Source organism: Hydrogenophaga sp. GW101-3F08, assembly GCF_059424585.1.
In genome coordinates, this window is sequence record NZ_JBWKZP010000004.1 from 84,107 (window position 1) to 105,948 (window position 21,842).

Consider the following 21,842-nt stretch of genomic DNA (forward strand, 5'->3'; position numbering starts at 1 on the left):
TCGGGTACCTATTCGATGAACGCCCCCAGCGCCTGGCTGAACGACCACTCGGAGGGGTCCTTCTCCAGCACGTTGTCCAGATCCAGGCCCAGGGTGAGGCCGATCAGGTCCGGAAAGGTCGCGACCAGGCCGGCGTTGTCGAGCTGGATTTCCTCGGCCCGTGCGCGCCACGACGCCAGGTGCAGCAGGCCCGCCAGGCGGTCGTAGTTGTCGCCTTCGAAGGGCTCGTTCTGGCAGGACAGCGCCGTCACCATTTCCTGGGGAAACTGCCATTTCTCCGCCATGCCGGCACCCACCTCCGCGTAGGTGTAGCCCAGGTGGTTGCGCTCGGCCAGCGCCCTTTGCAGATCCAGCGGCGGGGTGCCCATGTCCACCAGGGCCATCTCGTCGGGCATGGCGATGTGCATCACCAGAATGCCGATCGCGTGGATCAGGCCGGCGGTGAAGGCGTTGCCGGGGTTCTGGTGCAACAGCCCCGCGAGCGAGCGGGAGATCTCGGCCACGCGCAGGCTGTAGCGCCAGAACTGCTGCAGGTCCATGCCGGGCACGTTCTTGAAGCTCGCCCCCAGGGCGGCGGCCATGACCAGCGAACGCACATGGGTCATGCCGAGCAGCGCCACCGCTTCGTCGGCGCTGCCAACCTTGCGGCTGACGCGGAAAAAGGCCGAGTTGGACAGGCGCAGCACACGCGTGGTGAGCGCCGGGTCGTGCCCGATGAGTTCCCCCACCCGCTTGGGGCTGGGATCTTCCTTGTTCATCTCGGCCAACAGGTCCGAGACCGCGCGCGGCATGGCCGGCAGAGCGCGGGGATAGTTGAGCAGGGCTTCAAGTTGCATGGGAGGGGGATGAAGTCCGTGATGGAAAAAGGGGGTGTGACTGCACCAGATATCGGCAGGCCCCCCCTCCAACTTGAGCCCCGAAATCGCCCGCGATTCGGGGAAACCCTGGGGGCGTTGCGCCCCCCTTCAGCGCTTGCCCAGACCCTGCAGCTTGGCGAACGCGGAGGCCATGGCCGAAGCGGGCGCCGCCGAATCGCTCCCCTGCCCACCGGGGCGGCCCGGGCGCTGGCCCTGGCGCACCGGCTCAAAGCGGTTGTCGCGCGGCGCCCCGCCCTCGCGGCCACTGCGCGCGGGCGCATCGCCCAGCTTCATGGACAGGCCGATGCGCTTGCGCGCCACGTCCACCTCCATCACCTTGACCTTCACGATATCGCCGGTCTTGACGATCTCGCGCGCGTCGTTGACGAACTTGTTGGCCAGTTGGCTCACGTGGACCAGGCCGTCCTGGTGCACGCCGAGGTCGATGAAGGCGCCGAACTGGGCGACGTTGCTCACCGTGCCCTCCAGGATCATGCCTTCGCGCAGATCGCTGATGTCGTCCACGCCGTCGTTGAAGCGGGCCACCGCAAAGTCCGGGCGCGGGTCGCGGCCGGGCTTCTCCAGCTCGGTCAGGATGTCCTTGACCGTGATGACGCCGAACTTCTCGTTGGCGAACAGTTCCGGGCGCAGGGTCTTGAGCATGTCGGCCCGGCCCATGAGCGCGGCCACGGGCTGGCCGGTCTTGGCAATGATCTGCTCGACCACCGGGTAGGTCTCCGGGTGCACGCCGGTCATGTCCAGCGGGTTGTCGCCCCCGCGGATGCGCAGGAAGCCCGCGCTCTGCTCAAACGTCTTGGCGCCCAGGCCGGCCACGTCCAGCAGCTGTTGGCGGCTCTTGAAGGCGCCGTTGGCTTCGCGCCAGCGCACCACCGCCTTGGCCACGCTGGCCGACAGACCCGACACCTTGGACAGCAGCGGCACGCTGGCGGTGTTCAGGTCCACGCCCACGCCGTTCACGCAGTCTTCCACCACCGCGTCCAGCGTGCGCGCCAGCTCGCTCTGGTTCACGTCGTGCTGGTACTGGCCCACGCCGATGCTCTTGGGGTCGATCTTCACCAGCTCGGCCAGCGGGTCCTGCAGGCGGCGGGCAATCGACGCCGCGCCGCGCAGGCTCACGTCCACGTCGGGCATTTCCTGGCTGGCGAACTCGCTGGCGGAATAGACGGACGCGCCGGCCTCGCTCACCACCACCTTCTGCAAACCGTGGCAAGGGTGGCTGGCGTCGGTGCCCTTCTGCACCAGCTTGATGAGGTCTGCGGCCAGCTTGTCCGTTTCGCGGCTGGCCGTGCCATTGCCGATGGCGATCAGGTTCACGCCGTGCTTCTCGCACAGCCGGGCCAGGGTGTGCAGCGAGCCGTCCCAGTCGCGCCGGGGTTCGTGCGGGTACACGGTGGACGTGTCCACCAGCTTGCCCGTGGCGTCCACCACCGCCACCTTCACGCCGGTGCGGATGCCCGGGTCGAGCCCCATCACCACGCGCGGGCCGGCCGGCGCGGCCAGCAGCAGGTCGCGCAGGTTGTCGGCAAACACCTTGATCGCCACCGCCTCGGCGCTCTCGCGCAGGCGGGCGAACAGGTCGCGCTCGCTGGAGAGGCTGAGCTTCACGCGCCAGGTCCAGGCCACGCACTTGCGCAGCAGGTCGTCGGCCTTGCGGCCCTGGTGGCTCCAACCCAGGTGCAGGGCGATGCGGCCTTCGGCCAACGAGGGCACGGCACCCGCTCGGGCTGAGCCCCCGTCCGTTCGGGCTGAGCCTGTCGAAGCCCCTGCACCAGGAGGCTCCGGCAACACCAGCTTGGCGTCCAGGATCTCCAGCGCGCGGCCGCGGAACACGGCCAGCGCGCGGTGCGAGGGCACGCGGCTGATCGGTTCGTCGTAGTCGAAGTAGTCGCGGAACTTGGCCACCTCGGGCTGGTTCTCGTCCTTGCCAGCCACCAGCTTGCTCTGCAGCAGGCCTTCGGCCCAGAGCCACTCGCGCAGGTTCTGCAGCAGCGCCGCGTCTTCGGCCCAGCGTTCGGAAAGGATGTCGCGCACGCCGTCCAGCACCGCCTGCGGCGTCGAGAAGTCCGCGCCCGGTTTGCCGTCGTCCAGCACCTCGGGCGGCTTCGTGAACGCCGCGGCCTCGGCCATCGGGTCCAGCGTCGGGTCGGCAAACAGCTTGTCGGCCAGCGGCTCGATGCCGAACTCGCGCGCGATCTGGCCCTTGGTGCGGCGTTTCTGCTTGAACGGCAGGTACAGGTCTTCCAGTTCCTGCTTGGTCGGCGCCTGGGCGATCGCGACGCGCAACGCGTCGGTCAGCTTGCCCTGCTCGTCGATGGCTTTGAGCACCGCGGCGCGGCGGTCTTCCAGCTCGCGCAGGTAGCCCAGGCGGGCCTCCAGCTCACGCAGCTGGATGTCGTCCAGGCCGCCCGTGGCCTCCTTGCGGTAGCGGGCGACAAAGGGCACCGTGGCCCCCCCATCGAGCAAGTCCACGGCCGCCTGGACCTGGTGAACCCCCACCCGAATTTCCTGCGCGAGCTGCGAGATGATTTTTTGCATGTCCCTCGGGGCGCTGCGGCCCGGTTTCAAACGAAGCGGGCGAGTTTGCCACAGGGGTGGGAGGTCAACCGACATCCGGACCGAGTACTTGTGGGACTACTGAGAGCTCGTCAAGCGGCTGACCAAACGCTACACCGACTTCAAGGCCAACAAAAAGTGTCACAACATCTGCATGCCACTGCTACCAGATGCGAAGTCCGCGAAGGCCGGATACCTTGACCCGGGCAATCCGAAGAGTCCTAGGAAGGACTTCTACAACCCCAACGTACTGCCCGTGCTTGACCAGCACTACACCAAGGCATGAACCCTCAAGGCGCAGCGGCCTCAGACTTGGGCGGCTCATCCCCGGGCTCCGCAACGACCTCGGTCGCAATCGATTCGAGCCCATCGAGAAAGGTCCGCAGCCGCTTGTATAGCGCGGAACTCTTCTCGATGTAGTGCACGTAATACAGCAACGCCTGGACAGCGATTGCCTGCTTCAACGAGTCCCACAGCCGCACGCGCTCGATGAGGTCGGCAATCGAAACTGGTTCTAGCTGCAGCTCTAGCAGTGCGTCTCGCGCACCATCTTCGAAATCCAGTGCGACTACTAAGCCCAACGCACCTTGGTCATTTACCTGGCTCGAGAACTGTGCGAAGCCAGGGACCTCTGCAAGCTCAAGCTTGTATTGCTTGACCTCCGCCGAAAGCACCAACAACTCGCCGTCACGGGCGTCAATGTCGCCGATTCGACCGACACGCTTGGAGCCCGTACGGACCTTGGCCACGTCGACCTGCAGATGCGATGCGTCGGCGCGCAAGTACCCGAAAACGGTCCCCTGGTACGCGGCGCCTGTGAGTTCGCCTTTGTGCTTGGTCAGGTCGAAATCCTGCAGAAACAGTAGGAAGGCAGGAGGTGCCCGCTTAACGAGCGTCGGGTCGACTTTGTGCTCTGGGAGCTTGGCAAGCACATAGGCCTTGGCGTCTTCCTTGAGCTGATTTAGTACGGGTTCGTCAAAAGCAAGCAGCGCTTCGAGCCAGTGCTGATAGTCTTTCCAAGCCTGCGTGGAGTGCGGGGCTGAGCTCGGGTAGTCGTACCGCTTTTGAGCATGAAACCAAGCTTGGATTCGGTCATACGCCTTGCGAATGCTGAGTTGTGCGCCCACCCCCATCGGACGATCCTTGTCACGCAGAACGGTTAGCGTGTTGACACCACTACCGCCACGCCCGGTCATGACAAGCGGATGCAGCTCATAGAAAGCACTGAGGCTCGCGTACTTACCGCCCGCAGCATCCAGCTCTTGAAAGAAGTCGATGAACGCAACGAGCAAGCCCGGCAAGAATTTCCGGCGTTGCCCTTTCTCGAAGTTTGCGTCAATCTCCGCAAGGATGTCTGCGGGTGTCACGCTGCAAGGGTCCTCAAAGTGGCTAAACGTGGAATGGCCTTCGTGGCCATGTCGAAATACAACGGGTCGCGCTCCGTACCGATGGCCTGGATACCATGGTGTGCTGCGGCTGCGAGCGTCGAGCCGCTGCCGGTGAATGGGTCGTACACGATGCCTCTGCCAAGAGGTAGCACGCCCCGCACGATGTAACGCATGAGTTTCTGCGGCTTAATGGACGGATGAGGTGCGAGTTCTCGCTCTTGGGTCCGGGCAGGGGCGCACTCGAAGATGTCGCGGAAGGGTTCGTCTTCGCTGATGCGACGGAAGCCACCTGTTCCCCAGCGGCGGAGGTTCTCAGCCACTGTGTTCTCAGAGATTGGCTTGCGGAAGAGTCCCCAAGGCTCCCAACTCGATCGAGGCATCACCGACACATCGCTGAACTCATCTTCCGCGTTCTTTGGTCGGTCGCCCCCGCGCAGCGTTTTCACGATGCGGATGAGCGAGCCGCGCTTCTCGAAGCCGGAAGTCTCGCATGCGGAAAACACAGTCGTGGACAGCAAAGGGTTCGCGGCGATGACCAAGTGACCGCCAGGCACTAACACGCGCTGAGCTTGGAACGCGAACGCTTTGAAGAATGTCGTCAGGCGCTCACGCTCTTTCGCGGTCAATACCGTGAAGCGCGGCAAGGGGCTGCGCTGAGACCCATCGAACGAAGGCGGGATGCGCCACACGCCACCTTGTCCCTTGCGCATCTTCTCAAGGTCGCGGTCTTCGTACTCGACCAGCGCATACGGCGGGTCAGTGACGATGGCATGAATGCTGTTCTCGTCACGCTGCGCCATCCAGTGAAGAGCGTCAGCGAGGATCACTTCAATGCCTTTGACGGGCTGCATTGACACGAAGGTGTTAGCCGTCGATGTGGCACCTACTTCGGTAGTTCGTGGGGCTTTTGTCGCGGTCTTCACCATAGAACTCCTTGTCAGATCACAAATATTAGCCATTCTATTCGACACTGTTTTTTTATCCAGCACACGGGCGATCATCACGCGCGTGTTGGCAAGTGTTTGGGTCAGGTCTTGACTTTTGTCGGCGCCTGCCGAGCGAGGTGACATGCAGATTCGTTCGGACAACGAATGACGAAGCCGAACGATGTGGCCGCTCAGGTTTGTAGCAGTGCTTGATGGTGATAGGTCATGGCCTCCCTTTTGGTCTGAAACATTAAGGGCTTTGCACGTTCACGCGATCACGCTGCAATGTCTCGCCACAAGTTTCCAAGGTATCGCTGTTAGTTTCGACATTGGGCGCCTGCTCAGCAACACTACAGCCCTATGCAGGACGACCTGTTCGGTGCCGCACCAGCACCTACTCGACCAAAACCACCCGTCGTCGCGCCCGATCCGGCGGACGATAACGACACCACGCCCTCCGCACCAAAGCGCCGTTCCACCGAAGTCCTCCCCCTGCCCCACGACGACGCAACCCGCGCCCTCGCCGCCGGCCTGAACCCGCGCATCCTCCTGGGCGCCTCGACCTGGAGCTACCCGGGCTGGGCCGGCATCGTCTGGGACGAGGGGTCGTACAGCGAATCCCTGCTGGCCAAGAACGGACTGGCGGCCTACGCGCAGCACCCGCTGCTGCGCTGCGTGGGCATCGACCGCTCGTTCTACCGCCCGCTGACCGAGGGGCAGTACGCGCGCTACGCGGGCGAGGTGCCGGACGACTTCCGCTTCGTGGTCAAAGCGCCGGCGCTGGTGACCGACGCGCTGGTGCGCGGCGAGCAGGGCCAGGGCCGCCAGCCCAACACGGCGTTTCTGGACCCCGCGCTGGCCGCGCAGGAGTTCATCACCCCCGCGCTGGCCGGGCTGGGCGACAAGGTGGGGAGGAGGTGTTGCAGCGCCTGCCGCTGTTACTGGAGCGGCTGCGCGCCCTGTGGCCGGTCCCCATGGTCTGCCGCTGGAACCTGAACCCGCTGCACGGCGCCTATGGCTACGAAAACGCGGAGCGCGAATACAGCCCCTTTGACCGCATCCACGACGTGGACGAAGACACCCGCGCGCTGCTGGTGCGCACCCTCGCTGGCGTGACCGGTGCTGGTCAGAACGCCTACGTGACCATCAGCAACAACGCCGAGGGCTGCGCACCGCTCTCGGCGCGGGCGCTGGCGGAGCGGCTGGTGCAGCGCTGAGCCCCTTTTGGCACGGTCCGCGACGCCAGAATGGCCAGCCAAGGGCACCGTGGCGCCGCCGTCCAGCGGCTCCACGGCGCATCCCACCCTCAGGCTTTTCGCGGCCGGGCATACCGGCTGTCGGGGGTGCCGTTCGGGCCTGCCGGACGCCGCTCGCCCACCGCCATCGTGACGCGCACCCGCGTCCCCCGCCCGGGCGCGCTCTCGATGTCGAACCGCCCGCCACAGGCCTCGGCCCGCCGGCGCATGCCCTCCAGGCCCTTGCCCCGGCCAGGCCCGCCGGCACACGGCTCGAACCCGACCCCGTCGTCGCGGACCTCCAGCGCCAGGGTCTGCTGATCGGCCAGGCAATGGCACGACAGCCAGACCGTGCTGGCCTTCGAGTGGCGCATCACGTTGGCGATCGACTCCTGCGCGATGCGCAGGATCTGCCGGCTGCGGTCGTCCCGCAGCGTTTGAAGCGGGCCATCCAACTCCACGTCCCAGACCATCTGGATGCCCAGCTTGTCCAGCGAATGCTGGACGCGGTAGCGCAGCCGGCCCAGCGCGTCGGTCACGCTCTCGCTGCTTTCGTCGATCGCATCGACGAGGATCTTCACATCGAGCAGGCATTGCTCCAGCGCGAACGACAGCGAACGTTGCTGCGGGATGCCGCGGTCCAGCGACGACAGGATGCTCACGAGCTGCGAGCCCACGCCGTCGTGCAGATCCTGCGCGATGCGGCGGCGCTCCTGGCTCACCGTCACCTCGGGTGTCGAGGGCACCGTCTCCGGCTCGTCGACGATCAGGTCCGTGTGCGCGAAGTCGTTCGCCAGCACGCTGTTTTCGGAGCGCACAGGGGCCATGGATGACAGGCTGTCGAGGTCCCCGATGCGGCCCGTGACCAGCAACCAGAGCACGGCCAGGTAGGCGGCATAGACGTGGTGGATGGTCGTGATGGGCACGTGCAGGCCGTCGGCCTGCACCATGTCGCGCAGCAGGATGCCCAGCCCGATCAGGCCCGCGCCCGACACCAGCCAGGAACGGCCGTGCGGACCCTGCCGCAGGGTCACGCCCAGCATCAGGAACACGGTCGTGACCCACAGCACATTGAGCACTTTCCAGGCGAGGTAGGCCAGTTCGGGGCCGCCCTGGAAATACCAGCCCAAGAGCCCCAGCGCCAGCACCGCCTGCAGCCCACTCAGCACAGCGCTGCCGACCGATACGGAGGACACGCACACCAGCAGCAGGAACACCACACCGGCCACCGCCAACTGGTAGACAGCATGCGCAGCAAGGCGCGCCACAGGATCATTGCCCGCCCACACAGCGCCCGAGCCCACCAGGAGCAACCAGCACAGCGCGGCCAGCAGGAATGCCTGGTCCACGGACGCACTGGATGGGCTTCGGCCGATCACACCCACCCACACCAGGACCGCGGCCACCACGATCACCGCCATGGCCCCAAACACGCCGGTGACCAGACGCAGGAGACGCCCGGAATCGTCCTCCCCGAACGGGAGTTCGGGCAGGGCGATCAGGAACAGTGCGGCCACGCCCAGAACAAGGCCCAGCGCGGTCCAGACCATTCTGCCGGGGTGTAGAAGACTCGACAGCATGGGGGGGCCAACGCGCAAGCGGGTGTCTATAAAAGGCCGCGATCCGTGGCGCAGCTGACCGCCTGCGCGCGGGTCCTGACGTTGAGCTTGCGGTAGATGTTGCGGATGTGCGTGTTCACCGTCTGACCGCTGATCGCCAGCCGCGCGCCGATCTCGCCACTGGTGTAGCCGGCCGCGACCATCTTCAACACCTCGCGCTCGCGCTCCGAGAGCCGGTCGCGGCTGCCGCGAATCATGGCGCCCGAGAGCTTGTTGGGCTCGAGCCGGTGCAGCAGGCGCCGGGCCAGATTCGGCGTGATGGACGCCCCGCCGTTGACCACCTGCAGCACCGCCTGCGGGAAGTTGCCGAACCAGGAGTTCTTGATCAGGTAGCCGTTGGCCCCCAACCCGAAGGCGTGCATCGCATGCTCGTCGTCTTCGCTGGCCGAGATCACCACCACCTCGGCCTGCGGCCGCACCGACTTGACCTGCTCGATCAGGTCGTAGCCATTGCCGTCGCCCAGATTGAGATCGACCACGAGCACGTCGAAGTCGTGCATCGCCACCTTGCGCCGGCCCTCCTTGAGGCCACCGGCCTGCGCCACCAGGTTGATGCGATCGTCGGCCAGCAGCTCCTGCGCGATCACGTGCCGGATGTGGGGGTCGTCGTCCACCAGCAGCACGCGCACGGGCTGCATGCTTTGCCCCACCATGAAGTCGGGCCACACAGAGGGCTGGTTGGTGTGCATCGCGAACTGACGGTTGAGCGTCGGCACCGCGGTCGAGGATGTGCTGACGAGCCCACCCATGTTCATCTGTTTTTCCATGAATCCTCCCTGAAGGAACGCATCAAGTACCCCAATCGTTTCGACTGTTGCGCAACATGTCGCTGTGTGACGAAAACTTTCCGATATCACAAATCGGCGATCCGAGCCCCTGTCAAAGCGTGCGAAAAGCCCGCTGACGCTGCAAATTTGATACAGAACTTGGACGGAATTTGACTACTTTGCATTCTGTTTGCCAATTAACAATTTGTAACTACCCATTTTTTACACCCAAAAGTACTCAAATTTCATAGCGCCAAACGGTTCGTTTCCCTCGGAAACAGCCATTGAAGTCACCCGATTTACCTCATTTGTGGTCGTCCATCTTCGGTACACAGTTCAGGTCATTGGCCGGTGTGCGTTCCCTCACGAAACTGGAGCCAGACAAAGCAGGACGTGAGGCAAAGCCCCAAAAGGGCGAGCCTCTGCACCAAGCGGCGTCGATCAGGCTGGTGATCCCGGAATCCTCCGGTTCACCGGGGAAATGTGAACCAACTTTTTGAGGAACCATCATGAAAAAGCTCGCCATCATCGCTTTCGCAGCATTCGCCACGTCGGCATTCGCCGATCCGGAAATCGTCATCGACGGCAACTCGGTCCAGGCCGTGGCCGCCACCTCGACGATCTTCTACAACTCCGCTTCGGGTGAAGACGCCTATGCGCAGCAGAACGTCTCGAGCAACTCGGGCAACGTCACGGTCGAGAGCGGCGCCAACTCCGTTCAGCTGACCGTCGCCTCGGGCTCCGTGGTGGCGAACTACGCCGCGGGCGAAGACGCCTACGCCAGCCAGAACGTGTCGTCCAACATCGGCGACGTCACCATCGCAGGCAACTCGCTGCAGATCACCGCCCTGCAGGGCTCGGGCGTGTACAACATCGCCGGGGAAGACACCCAGGCGGTGCAGAACCTCGCCAGCAACAACGGCTGCGTGGCTTGCGTGCCCAAGTCTGGCCACCACTGAGCGGCCCTGGCCCAGAACGCCCCCTGAACCCCATTCAGGGGGCGCTGTCTTCTGATCACATGACCTCAGGAGGTCCCCCATGAAGAGGTATCTGATACAGGCGCGGAAACTGGGCGTTGCCATGGCCGTGGTCCATCTGCTGTCCATCCAGCTGGCGCACGGCGCCCCGGGCGAGGACACCATCGAGCTCAAGGGGCCGGTGAAGTACCTGAGCATGCCGACCGCGCCGCCGCAACGATCGAGCGGCATGGACGGCCCCACCGACCTGCCCGCCTGGATGCGCGCGCGCGTCACCCGTTACGTGGCCAAGGCCTACGGTCTTTCGGGCGAGGACGGCACGATCTACACCGACGAAGACGTGGTCACGACCGTTCAGACCGATGGATTCCAGAAGACCTGCGTGCAGGAGGTGGGCAGCAACACCCAGGCGGCCGATGCGCTGGGTACCCGGTACGGACCCGACACGAGAGAACAGGTCGTGGTCCTGCGCGGCGACCTGGTCAACGTCTGCCGCTGAAACAACAAAGAAACAGGTGAGGGCATCATGAACATCCTGCGTCCAGGCATCAAAGCCACACGTCCACGTCGAGGCATTCTGGGGTGGACCTTGTTGGCCGCGTCCGTGCTTGCCGCAGGGTGCTCCACACCGATGGACGCCCGCAAGGACACGTCATTCCAGTCCTATGCGCACATGGCCGACCGGCCGACCCACCGCCCCATGCGATCGCTGTCGAGCTTTTCGGACTCCCTCGTGTGCATGGACCGCCTTTTCCGGGACGCGCAGATTCCCACCACGCTGATCACCAGCAAGCAGATCCCCGACTTTTCGGGCCGCATCCCCGTGGCGACCAAGGACATGATCGTCACCGCCATTTCCCAGATGTCCCGACTGAGCAACGCGTTCCGCTACGTCGATTTCGAAGTGGACATTGCCAGGCAGGACACCGTCCAGAACCTGACGACCCTGCTGCTCAACAGCAACCAGATCCAGCTGCAGCGCCCTGCGCTGTATGTCTCGGGCGCGGTCGCCTTCGTGGACCAGAACGTGATCAACAACCGGTTCGACGTGGGCACGTCGGCGTCCCGCCTGGAAACGGGCTACAGCCGGGACAAGAACGCGACCATCATCGGCATGGAACTCCATCTCGGCGACTTCCGCACCCGCACCCTGATTCCGGGCCTGGATTCGGCCAACGAAGTCATCATCGGCACCGGCGGCCAAGGCCTGGACCTGGCGGGCCGCATTTCCGACTACGGCTGGCAGTTCAACGTCGGGCGGAACTACACCCAGGGATCGGGCGCGGCCATGCGCACCCTCATCGAGCTGGCCATGATCGAGCTGGCCGGCAAGTGGGCCCGGGTTCCCTATTGGCAATGCCTGACGCTGGACCAGACCCACCCCGGCTTCCAGCGCCAGCTGCGCGACTGGTACGACGAAGGCGACGCCAACGTGCACCAGGCCCTGGTCAAGAAGTCCCTGACCGGCAGTGGCTACCTCACGGCCCAGACCGCGCAGCTGCCGATCAACCACCCCACGGTGCGCTCGGCCCTGGCCAGGTACCAGGTCGATCAGGGCATGGTGGCCTCGGGAGAACTGAACTTCGCCACCTACGAGCGCGCCCTGCGCAACTATGTGATGCTGGGCGAAAACGGGCAGTTCATCCGCGTGGGCTGGAGCCCCGATTCGTCGCGCCCCCCGGTGCCCACGGTCTTCGACGGGCAGGTCACCGCCGCCCCGATGGGCCCGCCCCTTGGCACCGAGACCGGCCCCCTTGAGCTGGACCTCCAGATCGAGAACCTGGCGGCGGACAAGACGGTGTTCGAGCAAGGGACGCAGATATTCCTCTCGGCCACCGTGTCCCGCAACGCCCACCTGTACTGCTACATGGAACAGGCGCAGGGTGCCGTGATGCGGCTGCTGCCCAACCCCACCAACAGCAGCTCGCAGGTGTCGGCCAACCAGGCGGTGCGCATCCCGGACTGGATGGTGCCCAACCCCGGCTTCGTGCTGGATGCGGGCGGACTGGGCGAAGAGTCGGTCATGTGCCTGACCTCCGACACCGATCTGCAGGCGAAGCTGCCGGCGGGTCTGCAGACTCCGGGCCTGCGCCCGATCACCGGGTTTGTCGGTCTGCAGAGCATCCGGGAGGCCTACCGCACGGCCGCGGGCAATCAGGGCGTCACCGAGCAGACGCTGAAGTGGCGGGTGGTGCCCAGGCGCGCGGCGGCGACGGCAGCGGCCCGCTGAGGCGGGTGGTGCCATGGCCCCGCCGCGCCCGGTCCGCACCGTCTGGATGCTGCTGGCGATGGCCGCCGGTGCGGCAGCTGCGGTCGAAATCCCGCCGACCCAGCCCATCCGAATCGCCCCCTCTGGCGAAGACGCCATTCAGACGCCGCCCCCACAGAACCCGGACATCCGCCTGCTGCCCCCCCTGGCCGTTCCGCCCGTTCGGAACGAGGCGCCCGCCCCCCTGCGCGTGTCTCCACTGAACGACCCCTGGGTCACCGCGGAGATCGAACGCCTGAAGACACAGGCCATGGGCGTGGATCTGGCCGCCCAGGGAAAGAGCACGGCCCGGCAACGGCGCAACGCGGCGCAGGCCGCCTGGCATCTGGGCCTGATCCACTTTCACGGTGCCGGGGTGCAGCAAAACCTGGCGCAGGCCCAACAATGGTTCACGAGAGCCCAGCATCTGGGCCATCCGCTGGCCAGCGCCGGTCTGGCCCTGTGCGAGATCGACGGCTGCACGGGGCCCGCGAATCCCCGCGCCGCCACGCCCTGGATACAGCAGCTGCGACGCACCGACGCGCCGCGTGCGCTGTTCCTGGAGTGGCTGGTGGCGTACCGGCTCTCTCCCATCACCTTCACCCCGGGCCAGGAACCGGGCACCAGCGCCACGGTCGCCTTGCCCGAGCAAGACCTTCTGACCCGGGCGGCCAATGCCGGAGATCCCCATGCGCGCATTGAAATGGCCATGGGGCTGGCGGCCGCCCGCCAGTGGGCGGCGGCGCTCGCGCTGCTGGAGCTGGCGGCGCCCCGCTCGGCGGCGGCCGCCGCCAATGTGACCGTGGTCCGCGACATACTCGCCCGGGAACAATCGCCCAACGCAGGCAGCGCTCAGCAGGCCCGACAGCTGCTGCTGGAGGCCAGAAGGCAACACCGGGGCGAAGGTGTGACCGCCAACTACAGCGAGGCGCTGCGCCTGTACCGCCAGGCCGAGGCGGCCGGCAGCGACGAGGCGGGCCGGATGCTGGCGCTGATCTCGTCCCGACCCGCGCCGGACGGCGGCGTCAACATCGAGTGGATGAGACAACTGGCCTACGTGGACCTTTCCCAGGTCATCCCCGCCCTGGGCAACGCCGCCGCGGGCTACCGGCTGCAGCGCGAGCCATCGCCGCTGTTCGACTGGATGCCCGAGAGCTGGCGCAGCCGCATCCGGTGAAAGCTCACAACGCCGGAGCGGGGTCGCGCGCAGCGCGGCGGTGGGTGTTTCCTCTCAGCTACGGGGTTTCAGCCCTGCCGTTGCCAGACGGTCGGGTTCGGGTTGGGCCCACCGCGCGATCGCCTTGCCCGCGCCGTCATGCCCGAGCACCAGGCGAACCTGCGTCCCGCCCCCCAGCGTGCCCACTTTCACGGCCAGCACCGGTGTGGGCAGCGAGGCCTGGAGCGCGTTCACCGCCATCTCCTGCCCGGCCAGGTACTGGAGCAGGGTCTGTGGCTGCTGGAAGGAACTGGCATTGGTCAGCCGGTTTGCCAGGATGCCCGCCGGTGCCAGCCTGTCCGCCGTGCGCCGGGCCAGGCGGGGCGCGCCTGTGCCGTTCGAGACCTCTATCCGCGCCGGGCGGGGTGACTCCGCCTGCACCACCGCCGGGGCGGCAGCCACTTCCCGGCTCGGGGCCAGGGGCTGCGGCGCCACCTCCGGGCCGTTCGCGGGCGGGTCCGCCGCCGGGGCTTGTGCCCTGGCCATCGCTTCGATGGCCTGTGGCCCGGCGGGGCGAAGTTCAAACACCTGGGGCGCCACGGCCACCAGTTGCGGCCCCGAGGATCGGTGGTCCACCTCCTGCACCACGTAGGCCCCTCCCGCCGGCGCCCCTTGCAGGGCCGGCCGGTTGCGCTCGTCGTGCTCGACCTGGGCTTTCGCCAGCAGATCGAGGTTCTCCCGAATCTGCCGACTGTCCGGGTCCAGTGCGCGGGCCGTGCGCAACCTGAGCTCGGCTTCCTGGAGCCGGTGGGCGTTCAGCAGTGCGAAGCCCATGTTGTTGTAGACATGGGCGGCCAGGGGTTCGAGCACGATCGCCCGGTCAAACAACGCCAGGGCCTCGGCGGTCCGGCCCGACTGCGCACGCAACACGCCCAGCGCATTCAGGGCGCCCACGTGGTCCGGCTTGAGGGCCAGCGTTCGTTCGTAATACGCCACCGCCCGGGCGAAGTGCCCCGCGCCATGCGCGGAACGCCCGGTCGCGTACAACACCTCGTGCTCGGCCATGGCCGTGCCGGGCGCGGGCAAGGGCGCCATCTTCACCGGGACCGCCGCACCACCACCGGCGCGCGGAATCTGGGTGCCGTGCAAGGCGCCCGGCATGAGGCTTGAACAGCCCATCAGGCTGCCCAGCACCGACAACGAGGCCAATGTCTTGAGTTTCATGGTCTTGATCTCCTGGTTGAACGGACTCAACGACCGCCTCCCAAGGTCGGCAGAAGCACACGGTAGATGCTGATCATGGCCGGCCCCATGAGCACCAGCATCAACGACGGGAAGATGAAGAAGATCAGCGGAAACAGCAGCTTGAGCGGGATCTTGGCCGCGCGCTCCTCGGCGCGCAGGCGCCGGTGCACCCGCATGGTCTCGCCCTGGATGCGCAGCGCCTCGGCCACGTTGGTGCCGAAACGGTCGGCCTGCACCAGCATCGCCACGAAAGAGGCCACCTCCTCCACCCCGGTGCGCAGCGCCAGGTTGCGCAAGGCGCTCTCGCGCTTCACGCCCATGCGCAGCTCCAGCGCCAGCAGGCCCAGCTCCTCTTCCAGTTCGGGGCTGCGCAGGCCGATCTCGCTGCCGGCGCGCGCCATCGCGGCGTCCAGGCCCAGGCCCGCCTCCACGCACACCGTCATCAGGTCCAGCGCGTCGGGCAAAGCGTTGCCCACCTGCTCCTTGCGGGACGCCACCATGCGCGCCAGGATCATGTTGGGCAGGTAGTACCCCAAGGCCGCCAGCAACAGGAGCCACAGGAGGTTGACATCGGCGCCCGCCTCCAGCTTCGTCAACCCACGGTAGAGCATGAACAGCATGGGCATGCCGAGCGCCAACAGGGTCTTGGCCGCGAAGAACACCACCGGCCAGCTCGCCTCGCGCAAGCCCGCCTGCATGAAACGCACCCGCAGGCTCGAATTTTCCCAGCCCTCCTTGGGCGCCGAGAGCTTGGCCACCGGCCCCACGGCCTTGACCACCTTGGCGTGCCACTGGGCATTGCCCTCCAGCCCTTCATCGGCGCGAGCGCCAGCGGCGTCGCCACCGATCTGCTCGACGCGCTGCTGCAGACCCTCCCGCCGGTTCAGCCAGAGCGCGACGCCCATCGTCATGCCCATCACCGCCAGGAACACGAGCACCAGAACAAGGGTTTGCTGATTCATGACACCACCTCAGACCTTGATATCAATGATTCGCCACATCACGAAAATGCCGAGCAGCATCAGGCCGATCGCGCCGTAGACCAGCATCAGCCCCACCGGGTCGGAAAACAGCACCGAGAGGTATTTGGGGTTGAGCAGCTGGATCACCGCCCCCACCACGATCGGCAGGCCCACGAGGATGTAGGCCGAGAGCTTGCCCTCGGCCGCCAGGGCCCGCACCTTGGCGAAGAGCTTGAAGCGCTCGCGCACCAGCTCCGACAGCTTGCCCAGCAGCTCGGACAGGTTGCCCCCGGTCTCGCGCTGGATCACCACCGCCATCACGAAATACCGCACGTCGGGGCTGGGCACGCGCGCGGCCAGGTTGCCCAGCGCGGCATCGGTGGCCACGCCATAGGCGATTTCGTCGGAGGCGATGCGGAACTCCGTCGCGATCGGATCGGGGGCCTCGCTGCCCACCATGGACAGGGCCGACGGAAAGGCATGGCCCGCACGCAGCGCGCGCGACATCAGGTCCATCGCGTCGGGCAATTGCCCTTCGATCTTCTGCAGGCGTTTGGTGCGCCGGCGCAGCAGCAGCGCAATGGGCAAGGCCGCCAGGATCGGGCACAGGACGATCAACGCGAACCAGGGCAGGCGCAGCACCAGGCCACCCAGCAGGCCCGCCACGGCCAGCAAGGCGCTGATGGACAGCAGGTGCGACACGGTGTTGTTGTCCCCGGCCTGCAGCATCAGCCGATCGAGGTGGTGCATCCGCGGCAGACTCTGCAGCAGGCGCTGCACGGCCGGGCTGTCGCTGAGCATGCGCTGCTTGAGCAGCTTGAGCGCGGTGTTGTCGACCTGACCGCCCGCCGATATGGCGCGCAGGCGCTGCTCCAGGCGGCGCACCTCGGGGCTCTTGGTGTCGCTCCAGTAGACGTACAGGCCCTCCAGCAGCAGCACCACCGCCAGAAACCCCATCACCACAAACAGAGTCAGGCCGATGTTCATACGCTACTCGTAGATCAGATTGGGGTCGAACGTGTCGTCGCTCACGGTTTGCCCGAAGGCCTTGAGGCGTTCCATGAACTTGGGCCGCACACCGGTGGCGCGGAAGTGGCCCACGACCTTGCCCTCGGCATCGATGCCGGTCTGGCGGAAGTGGAAGATCTCCTGCATGGTGATCACGCTGCCCTCCATGCCGGTGATCTCCATCAGGCTGATCAGCTTGCGCCGTCCGTCGTTGAGGCGCGAGAGCTGGATCACCGCGTTGATGGCGGAGCTGACCTGTTGGCGCATGGCGTCTTCCGAGATCACCGCGCCGCCGTAGCCGGCCATGTTCTCCAGCCGGGTCAGCGCGTCGCGCGGTGAGTTGGCGTGCACGGTCGCCATCGACCCCTCGTGGCCGGTGTTCATGGCCTGCAGCATGTCCAGCACCTCGGCGCCACGCACCTCGCCCAGGATCACGCGGTCGGGCCGCATGCGCAGGCTGTTGCGCACCAGCGCGCGCTGGCTCACCTCGCCCTTGCCCTCGATGTTGGGTGGCCGTGTCTCCAGCCGCACCACGTGCCGCTGCTGCAACTGCAGCTCGGCCGCGTCCTCGATGGTCACGATGCGCTCGCTGGCGGGGATCGCGGCCGAGAGCACGTTGAGCAAGGTGGTCTTGCCGGTGCCGGTGCCTCCCGAGATCAGGATGTTCATCTTGGCCTTGACCATGGCCTGCAGCAGCGCGGCCACCACAGGCGGCAGCGAGCGCCTGTCGATCAGGTCGTTGACGGTCAGTGGCACCACCGCGAACCGGCGGATCGAGAGCACCGGCCCGTCCAGGGCCAGCGGCGGGATGATGGCGTTCACCCGCGAGCCGTCGGGCAGGCGGGCGTCCACCATGGGGCTGGACTCGTCGACCCGACGCCCGATGCGCGAAACGATCTTGTCGATGATCTTCATCAGGTGATCGCTGTCGGAGAACGTCACCTCGGTGAGTTCGAGCCGACCGCGGCGCTCCACGAACACCTGGTCCGGGCCATTGACCAGGATGTCCGACACCGTGGGGTCCGCCAGCAGCGGCTCCAGGGGGCCCAGGCCCATGATCTCGTCCTGGATGTCCTGGATCATGCGTTTGCGTTCCTGCGCGTTGAGCGCGGCGCCCGACTCCACCAGCAGACGCTCGGTCAGGACGCCCAGCTCCTCGCGCAGGCGCTCGGGCTTCATGCTGCCCATCACCTCCAGGTCGATGCGCCCCAGCAACTGGGTGTGCAGCCGGTCCTTGAGGGCGTTGTGGAGCGGGATCGCGCCGCCGGGAAGGGATCGGTCTTCCTCCGAACCGTTCAGGCGGGTGGGACTGCGCAATTCGGGGGTGGTGACTCTCATGTTCATGGTGTTCGTGCTCGCTAAAAAATGGGGGGAGGATGGGGTGGAGCGACGCGGTTCACGTGCGTCCCGTGATCGTCGACAGCCAGCTGTGCTTGCCCGCGTTCACCGCGACCGGCGAAAGCTCATGTGCCCACTCCTGCAGCGCGCGCGCCACCGGATCGCGCGCCGCCAGCTTGGCCAGTGGAATGCCCTGGTTGATGGAGACCAGCACCGCTTCATCGCTGGCCGGCAGGACCCGGGCCACCTTGTGCCCCGTGGCCCGCTCCACTTCGCCCAGGGGGATCTGGCCGCCCTTGCTGTAGCGGTTGAGCACCAGCTGGATTTTTTCGCGGGGGTAGCTCAGGCCTTCGAACACGCCGATGATTCGCTGGGCATCCCGCAGGGCGGGCAAGGTCTGCCCGGCCACCACGTGGATGCGCTCGGCCAGATCCAGCGCCTTCACCGCCGCCGGGTCCATGACCCGTGCCATGTCGAGCAGCACGAAGTCGTATTCGGTGCGCGCCAGGCCCAGGATGGCCGCCACGGTCTCGGGCGTCACCGCTTCGAGCTGGTAGGGCAGCTCCGGCGCGCACAGCACGTGCAGGTTGTCCCGCACCTTGAGCACGCTCACCGCCAGCAGCGCGGCGTCGAGCCGGTGGCTCTGGCGCGCCATGTCGACCACGCTGGCCTCGGGCTTGCGGCTCGTGAGGTAGCTGACCGCGTCGCCGAAGTACAGGTTCAGGTCCACGATCAGCACCCGCTTGGATGCCTCGGCGAGCAGATAGGCCAGGTTGGTGACGAGAAAGGTGCAGCCACAGCCGCCCTTGGCCGGCATGAACGCGTACAGCGTTCCCTCGTTGTCCACGAACTGCGAGGTGATCGACTTGGATTCCTCGACGTAGGCCACGCCCGCCTTGACGGACGCGGCGCTCAGCGGCCCGGGCAACACATCGCGCACCCCGGCCCGCATGGCGCGCTTGAGTGTGGCCATGCCCGTTTCATAGCTCACCAGCAACAGCATCACCGTCGGGTGACGCAGGGTTGCCGCCTCGATCAGCTCGAAAGCCGCATCGTCAGGGCGCGACAGGGCCAGCAGCACCAGGTCGGGCTTGTCCTTGTGCATCACGGCCTGCAGGTTTCGGGGCCCTCCCACGTGGGCATTGACACTCACGTTGGTCAGGGGCTTGAACGTCCCGATGAGCTGGTCGCGCTCCTCGGTGGTTTCGAAAATGAGGGAAACGTTGTGGGACATGGTGTTTGGGTCTTATGGGCACACGGGATTGCCCGCGCTGGTCATGTACTCGCGCGGCAGGCTGGTGGGGAACTCGGGGATCGGAAAGGCACCGCCAAAGAAGGGGCTGACCGGGGTGAAGTTGGCCCCGACGATGCGCGCCGTCACGGTCTGGCAATTCGACGCGTCGCAGTTCACCGGAACGTAGTCGAGCACCATGTTGGCGGCCGGAATGCCGCCCCCGGTCATCGCGCTCATGCGCGCCTTGATGAGCGTGAGCTCCCCTGGCGCCTCCACGCTGCACACCACCCCCAGCCGGGCACCGAGGCGGGTGGCCTCGTTGGCCCCGTTGAGCAGGAAGAGCCAGCGACCGAACTCCATGATGCCCAGCAACAGGGTCAGGAAAAAGATCGCGATCAGCGCGAACTCGACAGCGGCCACACCGCGCTGGGCGCGGCGCCTGGCACGCTGGAAAAAGGGGTGGCGGGTGAGTTTCACGGCAGTGGCCTCAGTTCGTGCTCGACGCCATGGTGATGCTGATCGGGCCGAAGGTGATGTCCGGCACCACCCAGGGAACCACGGAGAGGAAGCCGTAACCGGCGTCCCCGGCGCCGACGGTCACCGTCACCAGGCTGGTGGTGCCCTCGCCGGTCAGCACATTGGCATGGGTGCCCGCGCAGGCCACGGGATCGCACACGGAAATCATGGCCAGCGTGAGGTTGGGCACCAGGGCGGGCAAGCCGTCGCAATCGAAGGCCCCGCACAGCGCCAGTGAACGGGCCTTGAGGCGGATGCCGTCCACCGTCTCCCCGGCCGGCGGACTGGCCAGACTCTGCTGCGACAGGTAACGCGCGGCACCGCGCGTGGCCTTCACCAGACCGTTGTACTGGTACAGCGCGCGCCCCAGCTCGGTGATGCCGAAACAGAGCACCAGCATCGGGATGAGGATGATCGCCATCTCCACGGCCGCGACGCCCCGTTGTGAATGGATTGGGCCGCGCATGGTCATTGCACCAGTTGGGGCACGAGCGGCCCGAAGATGCCGGGCTCGCCGTTGGTCGAGCAGGGGCTGCCAGCCGTGGTGCTCAGCCCCAGGAATTCGAGACCAGGGACATCCCCCACCGCCAGCATCGGGCTGAGCATCAGCACGCAGGCCCAGCCGTCCACCACCGGGTTCGCACCGCCGGTGTTCCATGTGGTGCAGTCCACGATGGGGGCCACCACCACCCGCCGGAAACGGCCCAGCTCGTTGTGCTGGGTAGAGGTCAACCGGTTGTAGGGGTTGGGCGGATCGACCTGGTAGGGCCGGTAGTTCGCGGCGGCGTTTCCGTAGTTGAACTGCCCCGCCACGGTCCCGGTGTAGGCGTTGGCGCCCAGTGTCCAGTTGGTGATGGTGTAGCCGTAACCCGTCACGTCCGGTGGCGCTGTACCCGTCTGGGGGTTCCCGGCGCCAGGCTTGTACAGGCCAAACCGGGAGTTCCAGGCGACGTCCAGCGAAGCGATCGAACCCGGCTCTCCCACCTCGGCACCGACGGTGATGCTGCACTGCCCCGGCCCCGTCAACAGATCCGCCAGCTCGGAGGCGCCCCCGCCAGGCGGGGTGAAGTCGATCCAGCCGAAGTTGCCGGTCCCGTAGGGCGAGCCGGCCCCCTCCGGCGGGCTCATCCATTGTCCGACCGTCAACCCGAAGTTGGACGATGCCGTGCTTCCGGGCTCCTTGCAAACGGCCACCGGTATCGCGCAGGCCGACGCCGAAGGCGCCAAGGTGGCCGCCGCCATGGCCGAGACGGTCTGGGTGCTCAACAAGGGGTTGAGCACCCGCATGAAAAGGATGGGCAGCCCGGCCAGGGGATAGGTGCACTTGGCAAAGGCGGCCGTGTTGTAGTTGGCCTCAGCGGCCACTTCGTACGGGCCTGCCAGGGTGTCCGAAAACGTGATCTGGCTGGCCGCGATGTCGATCACCAGGCTCTGGAAATTGGCCCGGTTCTTGATCGCATCGGTGTTGCCCTCCCCCGCCGGGGTGGCCGGATCGTCAACCCCCCCGGTGGAAAAGACGCGCCCGTAGGCAATGGCCTTGGTCAACGCGGTGGGGTTGTTTTGCCCGGGTCTCAGTTGCGAGGCAGCGGCCAGCGCGCAGGCGTCCATCCCGTTCTGCAACTCGGTTTTGATCGTGAAGAAGCGGCCCAGGTCGATGGCCAGCCCGGCAAACCCGATCAGTACAACGATGGTCAGGCCCAGGATGATCGCCACCGCACCGCGCTGGCGGCAAGGGTTTTCGCGGGGATGATGCGGGTGCATGCTTCTCTCCAGAAAACGGGACCGGGCCTGG

21 protein-coding genes are annotated in these 21,842 nt (G+C 66.3%); 7 read left to right on the top strand and 14 right to left on the bottom strand.

The features are described 5' to 3' along the window. Positions 1-8: 8 nt before the first annotated feature. Positions 9-836 (bottom strand): HDOD domain-containing protein, encoded by an 828-nt coding sequence (locus AC07YZ_RS12510; protein WP_494794966.1) that lies wholly within the window; start codon positions 834-836, stop codon positions 9-11. Positions 837-965: 129 nt separating this feature from the next. Further along, positions 966-3,413: a Tex family protein gene (locus AC07YZ_RS12515; protein ID WP_494794967.1), complete on the bottom strand. Its 2,448-nt coding sequence runs from the start codon at positions 3,411-3,413 to the stop codon at positions 966-968. Between the two features lie 172 nt (positions 3,414-3,585). Here AC07YZ_RS12515 and AC07YZ_RS12520 point away from each other — a divergent pair, with 172 nt between their 5' ends. Continuing rightward, positions 3,586-3,717: a hypothetical protein gene (locus AC07YZ_RS12520; protein ID WP_494794968.1), complete on the top strand. Its 132-nt coding sequence runs from the start codon at positions 3,586-3,588 to the stop codon at positions 3,715-3,717. Positions 3,718-3,721: 4 nt separating this feature from the next. Here AC07YZ_RS12520 and AC07YZ_RS12525 read toward each other — a convergent pair whose 3' ends face one another. Both AC07YZ_RS12525 and AC07YZ_RS12530 read right to left on the bottom strand, forming a co-directional pair. Then, a complete protein-coding gene (locus AC07YZ_RS12525) occupies positions 3,722-4,798 on the bottom strand; it encodes a hypothetical protein (RefSeq protein ID WP_494794969.1) in 1,077 nt (358 codons plus the stop codon). Beyond that, on the bottom strand, positions 4,795-5,889 hold the full coding sequence (locus AC07YZ_RS12530) for a DNA-methyltransferase (protein WP_494794970.1): 1,095 nt from the start codon (positions 5,887-5,889) through the stop codon (positions 4,795-4,797). Before AC07YZ_RS12530 ends, AC07YZ_RS12525 begins: the two co-directional genes overlap by 4 nt. Before the next feature lie 216 nt (positions 5,890-6,105). On the opposite strand from AC07YZ_RS12530, the gene AC07YZ_RS12535 reads away from it, so the two are divergent. Beyond that, on the top strand, positions 6,106-6,741 hold the full coding sequence (locus tag AC07YZ_RS12535; RefSeq protein ID WP_494794971.1) for a DUF72 domain-containing protein: 636 nt from the start codon (positions 6,106-6,108) through the stop codon (positions 6,739-6,741). After that, positions 6,720-6,962, top strand: a complete 243-nt coding sequence (locus tag AC07YZ_RS12540; RefSeq protein WP_494794972.1) for a hypothetical protein — start codon at positions 6,720-6,722, stop codon at positions 6,960-6,962. The genes AC07YZ_RS12535 and AC07YZ_RS12540 overlap by 22 nt, the downstream gene beginning before the upstream one ends. Before the next feature lie 89 nt (positions 6,963-7,051). On the opposite strand, the gene AC07YZ_RS12545 is transcribed toward AC07YZ_RS12540, so the two are convergent. Further along, positions 7,052-8,530 carry a sensor histidine kinase gene (locus tag AC07YZ_RS12545; RefSeq protein ID WP_494794973.1) on the bottom strand — a complete coding sequence of 493 codons (1,479 nt, stop codon included), beginning with the start codon at positions 8,528-8,530 and terminating at the stop codon, positions 7,052-7,054. Positions 8,531-8,586: 56 nt separating this feature from the next. Further along, positions 8,587-9,288: a response regulator gene (locus AC07YZ_RS12550; protein WP_494795173.1), complete on the bottom strand. Its 702-nt coding sequence runs from the start codon at positions 9,286-9,288 to the stop codon at positions 8,587-8,589. Positions 9,289-9,875: 587 nt separating this feature from the next. On the opposite strand from AC07YZ_RS12550, the gene AC07YZ_RS12555 reads away from it, so the two are divergent. The 4 genes from AC07YZ_RS12555 (at position 9,876) to AC07YZ_RS12570 (ending at position 13,768) form a co-directional block, all read left to right on the top strand. Next, positions 9,876-10,325 (top strand): hypothetical protein, encoded by a 450-nt coding sequence (locus AC07YZ_RS12555; protein ID WP_494794974.1) that lies wholly within the window; start codon positions 9,876-9,878, stop codon positions 10,323-10,325. 79 nt (positions 10,326-10,404) lie between these two features. Next, a complete protein-coding gene (locus tag AC07YZ_RS12560; RefSeq protein WP_494794975.1) occupies positions 10,405-10,842 on the top strand; it encodes a hypothetical protein in 438 nt (145 codons plus the stop codon). Positions 10,843-10,869: 27 nt separating this feature from the next. Next, entirely contained in the window at positions 10,870-12,573 is a 1,704-nt protein-coding gene (locus tag AC07YZ_RS12565; protein WP_494794976.1) for a DUF4384 domain-containing protein, read from the top strand. A gap of 13 nt (positions 12,574-12,586) precedes the next feature. After that, the gene (locus AC07YZ_RS12570; RefSeq protein ID WP_494794977.1) at positions 12,587-13,768 is read left to right on the top strand and encodes a hypothetical protein; all 1,182 of its coding nucleotides are present in this window, start codon (positions 12,587-12,589) and stop codon (positions 13,766-13,768) included. 54 nt (positions 13,769-13,822) lie between these two features. On the opposite strand, the gene AC07YZ_RS12575 is transcribed toward AC07YZ_RS12570, so the two are convergent. The 8 genes from AC07YZ_RS12575 to AC07YZ_RS12610 are packed head-to-tail and all read right to left on the bottom strand — an operon-like array spanning position 13,823 to position 21,811. Beyond that, positions 13,823-14,971, bottom strand: coding sequence for a LytR C-terminal domain-containing protein (locus AC07YZ_RS12575; protein ID WP_494794978.1), 1,149 nt, complete (start codon positions 14,969-14,971; stop codon positions 13,823-13,825). 26 nt (positions 14,972-14,997) lie between these two features. Continuing rightward, positions 14,998-15,954 carry a type II secretion system F family protein gene (locus tag AC07YZ_RS12580; RefSeq protein WP_226492120.1) on the bottom strand — a complete coding sequence of 319 codons (957 nt, stop codon included), beginning with the start codon at positions 15,952-15,954 and terminating at the stop codon, positions 14,998-15,000. Positions 15,955-15,963: 9 nt separating this feature from the next. Further along, a complete protein-coding gene (locus AC07YZ_RS12585) occupies positions 15,964-16,941 on the bottom strand; it encodes a type II secretion system F family protein (protein ID WP_494794979.1) in 978 nt (325 codons plus the stop codon). Positions 16,942-16,944: 3 nt separating this feature from the next. After that, a complete protein-coding gene (locus tag AC07YZ_RS12590; protein ID WP_494794980.1) occupies positions 16,945-18,306 on the bottom strand; it encodes a TadA family conjugal transfer-associated ATPase in 1,362 nt (453 codons plus the stop codon). 52 nt (positions 18,307-18,358) lie between these two features. Then, positions 18,359-19,534 carry a CpaE/TadZ family protein gene (locus tag AC07YZ_RS12595; RefSeq protein WP_494794981.1) on the bottom strand — a complete coding sequence of 392 codons (1,176 nt, stop codon included), beginning with the start codon at positions 19,532-19,534 and terminating at the stop codon, positions 18,359-18,361. A 12-nt stretch (positions 19,535-19,546) separates the two neighbouring features. Further along, a complete protein-coding gene (locus AC07YZ_RS12600; protein WP_494794982.1) occupies positions 19,547-20,011 on the bottom strand; it encodes a TadE family protein in 465 nt (154 codons plus the stop codon). Between the two features lie 10 nt (positions 20,012-20,021). Continuing rightward, a complete protein-coding gene (locus AC07YZ_RS12605; protein ID WP_494794983.1) occupies positions 20,022-20,516 on the bottom strand; it encodes a TadE/TadG family type IV pilus assembly protein in 495 nt (164 codons plus the stop codon). A 2-nt stretch (positions 20,517-20,518) separates the two neighbouring features. Continuing rightward, positions 20,519-21,811 (bottom strand): TadE/TadG family type IV pilus assembly protein, encoded by a 1,293-nt coding sequence (locus AC07YZ_RS12610; protein ID WP_494794984.1) that lies wholly within the window; start codon positions 21,809-21,811, stop codon positions 20,519-20,521. Between the last annotated feature and the right edge of the window lie 31 nt (positions 21,812-21,842).